Source organism: Klebsiella sp. CN_Kp088 (assembly GCF_040064335.1).
GTDB lineage: Bacteria > Pseudomonadota > Gammaproteobacteria > Enterobacterales > Enterobacteriaceae > Klebsiella > Klebsiella aerogenes.
This window is the reverse complement of the sequence record NZ_JBEAIQ010000038.1, coordinates 53,181-62,874: the sequence shown is the minus strand read 5'-3', so window position 1 is coordinate 62,874 and position 9,694 is coordinate 53,181. Positions and strand designations below refer to the sequence as shown.

At 54.2% G+C, this 9,694-nt stretch carries 11 protein-coding genes and 1 tRNA gene; all 12 read right to left on the bottom strand.

The window, feature by feature from the left end:
- Window positions 1–99: 99 nt before the first annotated feature.
- Window positions 100–175: transfer RNA gene (locus ABLV08_RS22945), tRNA-Lys, on the bottom strand.
- A gap of 161 nt (window positions 176–336) precedes the next feature.
- Window positions 337–1,140, bottom strand: a complete 804-nt coding sequence (cpoB, locus tag ABLV08_RS22940) for a cell division protein CpoB (protein WP_032714100.1) — start codon at window positions 1,138–1,140, stop codon at window positions 337–339.
- Window positions 1,141–1,149: 9 nt separating this feature from the next.
- Window positions 1,150–1,674, bottom strand: coding sequence for a peptidoglycan-associated lipoprotein Pal (pal, locus tag ABLV08_RS22935; RefSeq protein WP_004859700.1), 525 nt, complete (start codon window positions 1,672–1,674; stop codon window positions 1,150–1,152).
- Window positions 1,675–1,708: 34 nt separating this feature from the next.
- Window positions 1,709–3,001 (bottom strand): Tol-Pal system beta propeller repeat protein TolB, encoded by a 1,293-nt coding sequence (tolB, locus tag ABLV08_RS22930; protein ID WP_015367659.1) that lies wholly within the window; start codon window positions 2,999–3,001, stop codon window positions 1,709–1,711.
- Window positions 3,002–3,131: 130 nt separating this feature from the next.
- Complete coding sequence (gene tolA, locus ABLV08_RS22925; protein ID WP_015704770.1) at window positions 3,132–4,436, bottom strand: cell envelope integrity protein TolA; 1,305 nt, start codon at window positions 4,434–4,436, stop codon at window positions 3,132–3,134.
- Between the two features lie 90 nt (window positions 4,437–4,526).
- Complete coding sequence (tolR, locus tag ABLV08_RS22920; protein WP_015367661.1) at window positions 4,527–4,955, bottom strand: colicin uptake protein TolR; 429 nt, start codon at window positions 4,953–4,955, stop codon at window positions 4,527–4,529.
- A gap of 3 nt (window positions 4,956–4,958) precedes the next feature.
- Window positions 4,959–5,651 carry a Tol-Pal system protein TolQ gene (gene tolQ, locus ABLV08_RS22915; protein WP_015704769.1) on the bottom strand — a complete coding sequence of 231 codons (693 nt, stop codon included), beginning with the start codon at window positions 5,649–5,651 and terminating at the stop codon, window positions 4,959–4,961.
- Window positions 5,648–6,052: a tol-pal system-associated acyl-CoA thioesterase gene (ybgC, locus tag ABLV08_RS22910; RefSeq protein ID WP_004859689.1), complete on the bottom strand. Its 405-nt coding sequence runs from the start codon at window positions 6,050–6,052 to the stop codon at window positions 5,648–5,650. Before ybgC ends, tolQ begins: the two co-directional genes overlap by 4 nt.
- Window positions 6,053–6,212: 160 nt before the next feature.
- Complete coding sequence (gene ybgE, locus ABLV08_RS22905; RefSeq protein ID WP_015367664.1) at window positions 6,213–6,503, bottom strand: cyd operon protein YbgE; 291 nt, start codon at window positions 6,501–6,503, stop codon at window positions 6,213–6,215.
- The gene (gene cydX / locus ABLV08_RS22900; RefSeq protein WP_004100325.1) at window positions 6,503–6,616 is read right to left on the bottom strand and encodes a cytochrome bd-I oxidase subunit CydX; all 114 of its coding nucleotides are present in this window, start codon (window positions 6,614–6,616) and stop codon (window positions 6,503–6,505) included. The genes ybgE and cydX overlap by 1 nt, the downstream gene beginning before the upstream one ends.
- Before the next feature lie 15 nt (window positions 6,617–6,631).
- Window positions 6,632–7,771: a cytochrome d ubiquinol oxidase subunit II gene (gene cydB / locus ABLV08_RS22895; protein ID WP_063410638.1), complete on the bottom strand. Its 1,140-nt coding sequence runs from the start codon at window positions 7,769–7,771 to the stop codon at window positions 6,632–6,634.
- Between the two features lie 15 nt (window positions 7,772–7,786).
- Window positions 7,787–9,355 carry a cytochrome ubiquinol oxidase subunit I gene (gene cydA, locus ABLV08_RS22890; RefSeq protein ID WP_015367666.1) on the bottom strand — a complete coding sequence of 523 codons (1,569 nt, stop codon included), beginning with the start codon at window positions 9,353–9,355 and terminating at the stop codon, window positions 7,787–7,789.
- Window positions 9,356–9,694: the final 339 nt, after the last annotated feature.

The following is a 9,694-nucleotide window of genomic DNA, read 5'->3' as shown; positions in this document are numbered from 1 at the left end:
AACCGCCGACCCCCTCCTTGTAAGGGAGGTGCTCTCCCAGCTGAGCTAATCACCCGATACTGCGCTGGATACTACCGATACTACTTCAACCAGAACGATTGGTGGGTCGTGCAGGATTCGAACCTGCGACCAATTGATTAAAAGTCAACTGCTCTACCAACTGAGCTAACGACCCACTCTGGCGTCGCTTTGGGCTTGTTCGATATCCCTTGGCAACGGCGGCATATATTACTGATTTCAGATTTCAGCGCAACTAAAATTTCGATAAAGATCACTTAACTGCTTGGGTTTCGTGCGACAAGACCAGAAATAACGCGATTTCTGGTCATGCCATAATCAACCCAGGGCGTTAAGACGTTTTTGCGCTTGTTTCGCACCATCGGTGCCAGGGAATTTGCTGACTACCTGCTGGTAAACGGCTTTCGCTTTCGCGGTGTCGCCTTTGTCCTGCATGATAACGCCGACTTTAAACATCGCATCCGGCGCTTTCGGGGATTTCGGATAGTTTTTCACCACCGAGGCAAAATAATATGCCGCATCGTCTTTTTTCCCCTTATTGTAGTTCAACTGTCCGAGCCAGTAGTTGGCGTTCGGCTGATAAGTTGAATCCGGGTACTTCTTGACGAAGTTCTGAAACGCCACCATTGCGTCATCCTGGCGGGACGAATCTTTAACCAGCGCAATAGCCGCGTTGTAATCGGTGTTGGCATCCCCGGTCATCGCAGGCGCCCCGGAAGACGCCGCTGGCGCCGTACTGGTGGCAGCCGAACTTTGATCGCCGGAAGACGACGGAGCCTGCGCCTGCGCGCCTGCCGCTGCTGCTCCGCCACCGCTCGTCAGCCCGTCGATCTGTTGCAGAATCTGCTTCTGGCGTTCGACAATCTGATTGAGCTGATACTGATTTTCCTGAATCTGACCGCGCAGGGAATCAATATCGCTTTGGTTATCGGAGAGTTGTTGCTGGAGTTGGGTTAAAAGCTGGCTGTGAGCATTGGAAATACGCTCAAGTTGAGTGACGCGGTCTTCGACCGAGCCTGAGCCGACACTACTGATTGGCGCCTGAGCAAAAGCGGCCCAGGGGGCCGCTATGCCAACCAGTAACGACAGACTCAATAAATGATGTCTGAAGTTACTGCTCATGCAATTCTCTTAGTAAACCAGTACGGCGCGACGGTTTTTGGCATATGCCGCTTCGTCATGACCCAGTACTGCAGGTTTTTCTTTACCGTAAGAAACGATGGAAATCTGGTCAGCAGAAACACCTTTGCCCTGCAGATACATCTTAACGGCGTTAGCACGACGCTCACCCAGAGCGATGTTATATTCCGGAGTACCGCGCTCATCCGCGTGACCTTCTACGGTCACTTTGTAGGACGGGTTGCTACGCAGGAAGTTAGCGTGCGCATCCAGCATTGCAGCGAAGTCAGAACGGATATCGTACTTGTCCAGATCGAAGTAAACGATGTTGTTCTGCTGCAGCTGCTGCATCTGCAGACGAGCTTGCTCTTCGGAAGACATGTTGCCGCCGTTAGCGTTAGCGTCCATACCAGTGCCGGCACCCAGCATGCCTTCACCGCTCTGGTCGTTGCTGGCGTTCTTGTTGGAAGAACACGCCGCGATTGCCATAACCGGCAGAGCGATCATCAGCCCTTTCAGCACTTTGTTCAGTTGCATTTCTTTGATTCCTTTAATAATCAATTATTTATTATCACAGATACGGCGACCAGGCAGGGAATTTTACCTGTCCATCAGTTGCCGGAAGACGCGCTTTGAAACGCCCATCTGTAGAAACCAGATTCAGCACGGATCCCATCCCCTGAGAAGAGCTGTAGATTACCATAGTGCCGTTAGGTGCCAGACTTGGCGTTTCATCTAAAAACGTTGATGACAGAACCTGTACACCACCCGCTTCCAGATCTTGCTTAGCAATGTGCTGCTGACCGTTGGCCGAGCTTACCATTACCATAATTTTACCATCAGCGCTGACGTCAGCATCCTGGTTCTGCGAACCTTCCCAGGTAATACGCTGCGGCGTACCGCCGTTGATGTTGACTTTATACACCTGAGGACGGCCAGCCTGGTCGGAAGTAAACGCCAGGTTCTGGCTATCCGGGAACCAGCTCGGTTCGGTGTTATTGCTGCGACCGTTAGTCACCTGACGAATCTGGCCGGAGCCAAGGTCCATCACGTACAGATTCAGGCTACCGGTTTTCGACAGTGCGAATGCCAGTTTGCTGCCATCCGGCGAGAAGGCCGGCGCGCCGTTGTGCTGCGGGAAGGAGGCAATCTGACGGACTGCGCCATTCGCCAACGTCTGAACTACCAGCGCGGAGCGGCCGCTTTCGAAGGTCACATAGGCCAGTTTAGAACCGTCCGGAGACCATGCCGGCGACATCAGCGGCTGTGATGAACGGTGAACCAGGAACTGATTGTAGCCGTCGTAGTCAGAGACGCGCAGCTCATACGGGAACTGACCGCCATTGGTGCGAACCACGTAAGCGATACGGGTACGGAAAGCGCCTTTAATTCCGGTCAGCTTTTCGAATACCGCGTCACTGGCAGTATGTCCGGCATAACGCAGGTACTGCTTGGTCACTTTGAAAGAGCCTTGCGACAGGATGGTACCCGGCGCACCGCCGGTATCAACCAGCTGATAGGCAACCTGGTAAGAACCGTCAGGGTTTGGCGTCACCTGGCCTACGACCACGGCGTCAACGCCCAGCGCGGACCATGCTGCAGGCTGCACTTCCTGAGCGCTACCCGGCTGCTGAGGCAGGCGCGAGCGATCCAGCGGATTAAACTTGCCGCTATTGCGCAGGTCAGCCGCTACCACGCCGCCAATATCTTCAGGCGCAGCGCCCGGGCCAGCCCACTGGAATGGCACCACACCGATGGGGCGCGCCGAGTCCACCCCCTGGGTGATCTCGATGCGTACTTCTGCGTGCAGCACCGCCGCCCACAGCATCAAAAAACCAAATGCTACTCGTAATGCCTGCTTCATCATATCTCCCTTATCCGGGCGGAAAGCCCACGATAATTTAGCAGAATGTTAACAAACCCAAATACACAAAACTACCAAAACCCTGTGACTACCATAGAATGTTTTTCCCCGCTTGCACGGGGAAAAACGATTACAGTTTAAAGTCTAGTGTCGCATTTTTTATTTTCTCATAAACAGCCTGACTTGGCGGTTTAGGAATACTCGCAGTACGTGCTGCCGTTAATGCCGCCTGACACAGCGCAGGGTCGCCTCCTTCAGAGGTGATATCCTTTAATGTGCCGTCAGGCCCAAGGTTGATATGCAACACGCAACGCTTGCCTTGATAGAGGCTGGCATCATACAGGCGGCTTTGAATAGCCATCTGTATTTGCTTTGCGTATGCGCTGATATCAGCTCCCGTTGCCCCGCCGTTGGCGCCTGAGGCACCGCTATCTTTCGATGGCTGGCCATTACCTTTAGCGCCACCGCCGGTTTTCGGCGCATTCTTACCTGAGCTCAGGTCACCAAGCAGATCGTCAACACCGCTTGCTTCTTTAGCTGCAGCGGCTTTCTTGGCCGCGGCGGCCTTCGCGGCGGCGGCTTTGGCCGCTTTATCAGCCGCCGCTTTTTCTGCTGCGGCAGCTTTGGCGGCAGCGGCTTTTTCGGCTGCTGCGGCTTTTTCAGCAGCAGCTTTTTCCGCGGCAGCTTTCTGGGCAGCGGCTTTCTCAGCGGCGGCCTTTTCTGCCGCAGCCTGTTTCGCCGCTTCCTGCTGAGCTTTCTTCTCGGCCTGCTGCTGCGCTTTCTTCTCTGCATCCTGCTGAGCTTTTTTCGCAGCTTCCGCTTCGGCTTTCTTCTGCGCATCCGCGGCGGCTTTCGCCGCTTCGGCTTCCGCCTGTTTCTTCGCGTCAGCGGCTGCTTTGGCTGCCGCCTTAGCGGCAGCCGCTTCCGCGACTTTCGCCTGGGCATCGGCCTTAGCTTTGGCATCAGCAGCGGCTTTAGCGGCAGCTTCCTGCGCTTCTTTCGCCTGGGCATCTGCTTTCGCTTTTGCCGCGGCCGCCGCCTTGGCTGCCGCTTCTTCAGCCTGTTTTTGCTGCTCTTTCGCTTCTTTAGCCGCTTCCTGCGCCTGCAGACGTTCTTGTTCCATTTGCTTCAGGCGTTCCTGCTCGGCAGCCTGTTTTTCCCGCAGTTCCTCGGCCTGCTGCTGAGCCTGCTTTTCACGCTGCTCGGCCGCGCGACGCGCGCTGGACTGCTGTTGCTGCTGGCGGTTGTAGTTGTTGACTACCGCGCCAGGATCGACCATCACCGCATCAATGGACGAACCTCCGCCGCCGCCGGAAGTATCCAGATGCTCGTCGAACGAACTCCAGATCAGTAGCGCAATCAGAATGATGTGCAGCACCACTGAAACTATGATCGCTCGTTTAAGCTTATCGTTTTGTTCGGTTGCCTTTGACACTATCGGTTCCCAAAAACTGTTCGCCTGTTGCCGTTTAAAAGCAACGGCGGAATGCTATCGATATCCACCGCCGCTCGCTCCGCGGGCCGATTAAATAGGCTTGGTCATTAAGCCAACCGATTTAACCCCTGCGCTATGCAACAGGTTAAGCGCTTTAATGATTTCATCGTAAGGCACATCTTTCGCGCCACCGATAAGGAACACCGTCTTCTCGTTCGCTTCGAGTCGGCGCTTCGCTTCAGCAATGACCTGCTCCGGCGGCAGTTGGGACAACGTTTCCTGACCGACTTTCACGCTGTACTGCCCTACTCCGGAGACTTCAACGATAACCGGTGGTTCATCGTTGCTTTTCACCGCTTGCGACTCCGTGGCGTCCGGCAGATCGACTTCCACGCTCTGCGTAATGATCGGCGCTGTCGCCATGAAGATCAGCAACAGCACCAACAGGACATCCAGCAGCGGAACGATGTTAATCTCGGACTTCAGTTCGCGACGTCCGCGTCCACGTGCTCTGGCCATGGCTTACCCCTTATTGCTTTCGCTGCTGGTAAACGCCTGACGGTGCAGAATGGCGGTGAACTCTTCCATAAAGTTGTCGTAGTTCAGTTCAAGTTTGTTCACGCGCTGGTTCAGACGGTTGTAGGCCATAACCGCCGGGATGGCGGCAAACAGACCGATTGCCGTGGCGATCAGCGCTTCCGCGATCCCCGGCGCAACCATCTGCAGTGTCGCCTGCTTCACCGCGCCGAGGGCGATAAAGGCGTGCATGATCCCCCAGACGGTACCGAACAGGCCGATATACGGGCTGATGGAACCCACGGTGCCAAGGAACGGAATATGCGTTTCCAGCGTTTCCAGTTCGCGGTTCATCGAGATACGCATCGCGCGCGACGCCCCTTCGACAATCGCTTCCGGCGCATGGCTGTTGGCACGATGCAGACGCGCGAACTCTTTAAAGCCGCTGTAAAAAATCTGCTCGGAACCGGCGAGGCTATCGCGACGGCCCTGGCTCTCCTGGTACAGGCGAGACAGTTCAATACCGGACCAGAACTTATCTTCAAACGCTTCGGCTTCGCGGCTGGCGGAATTGAGGATACGCGTTCTCTGAATAATAATAGCCCAGGAAGCGATAGAAAAACCAATCAAAATCAACATGATAAGTTTAACCAGAAGGCTCGCCTTCAGGAACAAATCAAGGATATTCATGTCAGTCACTGCTTAAACTCCGCGACAATAGACTTGGGAAGCGCACGAGGCTTCATTAAGAGTGGATCAACGCACACAATGAGAACTTCAGCTTCGTTCAAAACTGTATTCTCGGCGTTGACGATTCGCTGCGTGAAAACCAAAGAGGTGCCTCGCATCGAGGTAATTTCCGTCTGGATTTCGAGCATGTCGTCGAGTCTGGCGGGCGCAAAATACTCCAGCGTCATTTTGCGAACGACAAAGGCAACTCGTTCAGCCAACAGAACCTGTTGACTGAAGTGATGGTGGCGCAGCATCTCTGTGCGTGCTCTTTCATAAAAAGCGACGTAACTGGCGTGGTAAACCACACCACCGGCATCGGTATCTTCGTAGTAGACCCGGACCGGCCATCGAAACAGCGTTGTATTCACTTTACATCCCGGTAATGCAAAAAAAGAGTAGTGCTTTCAAACTTCGCTACTATACGCGCGGGAATCGTGGTTTGGAATGGGAGAAAGTAAACGGCGAGTAAATTTTTATGGGCTTATGCAAGCCCATGCGGTTAACAGACTTCTCTTATACTCTTATCTTTCAAAAGAAGAAAAAGATCAGGCCTGCAAAGAGAACAATATCAGCGATAAGCGGACAGAAAATCCCCTGCCAGTGCACGGCTTTCGGACGGAAGCCCACACCGTGAATGACGCCGGCGCACACCGCCCACATCAGCAAGAAACCATGCCAGATTTCAAGCCCACTGGTCTTCGCCGCAAAGCGCGACGGATCCCAGAAGATGCAGCCTGCCAGCAGCAGCGCCATTAATAAGGAAAGCGCCCTTAACGGGCGCTTGTCCATCATCGCGTAAAGGGTCGCGATAATTTTCATCAATGCTCTTCTTTACCTGCTTTGGTTGCTTCCACGTGCTCAAGCGCCAGCGCGGTAATCACCCCAAAGGCACAGGCAAGCAGCGTTCCCAAAATCCATGCGAAGTACCACATATATAGCTCCTTACCTTAGTACAGCGAGTGGGTGTTCTTTTCGATGTCTTCGCGGGTAATGCGGCCAAACATCTTCCAGTAACACCAGGTGGTGTAGCCGAGGATAATCGGCACAAACACGATAGCCACGTAGGTCATCACATTCAGCGTCAGCTGGCTGGAGGTGGCATCCCACATCGTCAGGCTCGCATTTAGCATCGTGCTGGACGGCATGATGAACGGGAACATCGCGATACCCGCGGTCAGGATGATGCAGGCCAGCGTCAGCGAGGAGAACAGAAACGCCATGGCGCCTTTATCTGCTTTTGTCGACGCGACGGTCAGCAGCGGGAGCACCACGCCCAGGGCAGGAATAGCCCACAGCGCTGGCATATTGTTAAAGTTAACCATCCACGCGCCGGCTTCACGCGCCACTTCTTTGGTCAGCGGGTTAGACGGGCCGGTATGATCCAGCACCGATTTCACCACGTAACCGTCGATACCGTAGTAGACCCATACGCCCGCCAGCGCGAAGCAAACCAGCGTCACCAGCGCCGCCACCGTGGAGACGGTGCGGGTGCGCAGATGCAGTTCGCCTACGGTACGCATCTGCAGGTAGGTCGCGCCCTGCGTCAGGATCATCGCCACGCTGACGATACCCGCCAGCAGACCAAACGGATTCAGCAGCTGGAAGAAATTGCCGGTGTAGTACAGACGCAGATACTCATCAATATGGAACGGTACGCCCTGCAGCAGGTTGCCGAAAGCCACGCCGATAACCAGCGGCGGCACAAAGCTCCCCACGAAGATGCCCCAGTCCCATATGTTGCGCCAGCGGGTATCTTCAATCTTGGAGCGGTAGTCGAAGCCCACCGGACGGAAGAATAAAGATGCCAGCACCAGAATCATTGCCACATAGAAGCCGGAGAACGCGGCGGCGTATACCATCGGCCAGGCAGCAAACAGCGCGCCGCCGGCGGTGATGAGCCACACCTGGTTTCCGTCCCAGTGCGGGGCGATGGAGTTGATCATGATTCGACGCTCGGTGTCATTACGACCGAGGAAACGGGTGAGCATGCCCACCCCCATGTCGAATCCGTCGGCGACGGCGAAGCCAATCAGCAGGATGCCGATCAGTAGCCACCAGATTAAACGCAATACTTCATAATCGATCATTTGACGACTCCTGTCTTAGCGTGCCGACTGAATAGCCGCGGAGGACTGTTCAAAGTGATAGCGACCCGTTTTCAGGCTGCTCGGTCCTTTGCGGGCAAACTTGAACATCAGGAACAGTTCAGCCACCAGGAACAGCGTATACAGACCGCAGATCAGCAACATCGAGAAGATCAGATCGCCCGCGGTCAGCGATGAGTTCGCCACCGCTGTAGGCAGCACTTCACCAATCGCCCACGGCTGACGGCCATACTCGGCAACAAACCAGCCCGCTTCAACGGCAATCCACGGCAGCGGCAGACCGAAGAACGCGGCGCGCAGCAGCCATTTTTTCTCGCCAATGCGGTTACGAATCACGGTCCAGAAAGAGGCGCCGATAATCAACAGCATCAGTACGCCGCACGCCACCATGATACGGAAGGCGAAGTACAGCGGCGCTACGCTCGGAATAGAGTCTTTGGTCGCTTTAGCAATCTGCTCTTCCGTGGCGTCGGCGACGTTCGGGGTATAGCGCTTGAGCAGCAGGCCATAACCGAGGTCTTTCTTAACATCATTGAACCGATCGCGTACCGCCTGATCGGTGGAACCGGCGCGCAGCTGTTCCAGCAGCGCATAGGCTTTCATCCCGTTACGAATACGCTCTTCATGCTGCGCCATCAGATCTTTCAGGCCGATAACCGGCTTATCCACCGAGCGGGTAGCGATGATACCCAGCGCGTAAGGGATCTGGATGGAGAAGTGGTTGGTTTGCGCTTCCTGATCGGGAATACCAAACAGGGTAAAGGCAGCCGGCGCCGGCTGAGTTTCCCATTCTGCTTCAATCGCCGCCAGTTTGGTTTTCTGCACGTCACCCATTTCGTAACCGGACTCATCGCCGAGGACGATAACGGAGAGGATAGCGGCCATACCAAAACTTGCAGCAATCGCGAAGGAGCGCTTAGCAAAGGCGAAATCACGGCCTTTAAGCATGTACCAGGAGCTGATAGCAAGGATGAACATCGCGCCAGTCACATAGCCGGAGGCCACGGTGTGGACGAATTTAACCTGAGCAACCGGGTTCAGGACCAGCTCAGAGAAGCTGACCATCTCCATACGCATGGTTTCAAAGTTGAAATCCGATGCGATCGGGTTCTGCATCCAGCCGTTGGCCACAAGGATCCACAGCGCGGAGAGGTTAGACCCCAGAGCGACCAGCCAGGTCACCGCCATGTGCTGAACTTTGCCCAGACGATCCCAACCGAAGAAGAACAGACCTACAAAGGTAGATTCGAGGAAGAAGGCCATCAGACCTTCAATGGCCAGCGGCGCACCGAAGATATCGCCCACATAGTGAGAATAGTAAGACCAGTTAGTCCCGAACTGGAACTCCATGGTCAAACCGGTTGCGACACCCAGAGCGAAGTTGATACCAAACAACTTGCCCCAGAACTTGGTCATATCTTTATAAATCTGTTTGCCGGAAAGGACGTAGACCGTTTCCATGATGGCCAGCAGGAACGCCATACCGAGCGTTAGCGGCACAAAAAGGAAGTGGTACATCGCGGTCAAGGCAAACTGTAAGCGCGACAGTTCGACTATATCTAACATCATGACTCCTTGCTCATCGCATGAAGACTCCGAGAACGAACCCAAAATTCAGGTTCATACGCATGCCCCAATACAAAATTATTTGCTCCCTGGTACGTTACTGCTCATCTGGCGATGAAACAGTGCCCTCGCAAAGGTTACAAATACGTTAACGAAAAAACCAAATGATTCTCTAATATATTACGCCGCAATAACCTTACAATAAATAGGATTTTATTGTTCCAGCTTTACATTTTTCGACGGTGATCAATATATAGCGAAAATGCCCCGAATAGGCCAATTTGATTTGCGACAATTTAACGTTTTTTGTGGATTTTTTCCAAGTATTAAGCATTGATA

Coding starts and splice junctions, on each gene's coding strand:
- pal (WP_004859700.1), bottom strand. CDS start 1,674: ATGCAACTGAACAAAGTGCTGAAAGGGCTGATGATCGCTCTGCCGGTT.
- cpoB (WP_032714100.1), bottom strand. CDS start 1,140: ATGAGCAGTAACTTCAGACATCATTTATTGAGTCTGTCGTTACTGGTT.
- tolR (WP_015367661.1), bottom strand. CDS start 4,955: ATGGCCAGAGCACGTGGACGCGGACGTCGCGAACTGAAGTCCGAGATT.
- cydA (WP_015367666.1), bottom strand. CDS start 9,355: ATGTTAGATATAGTCGAACTGTCGCGCTTACAGTTTGCCTTGACCGCG.
- tolB (WP_015367659.1), bottom strand. CDS start 3,001: ATGAAGCAGGCATTACGAGTAGCATTTGGTTTTTTGATGCTGTGGGCG.
- ybgE (WP_015367664.1), bottom strand. CDS start 6,503: ATGAAAATTATCGCGACCCTTTACGCGATGATGGACAAGCGCCCGTTA.
- cydX (WP_004100325.1), bottom strand. CDS start 6,616: ATGTGGTACTTCGCATGGATTTTGGGAACGCTGCTTGCCTGTGCCTTT.
- cydB (WP_063410638.1), bottom strand. CDS start 7,771: ATGATCGATTATGAAGTATTGCGTTTAATCTGGTGGCTACTGATCGGC.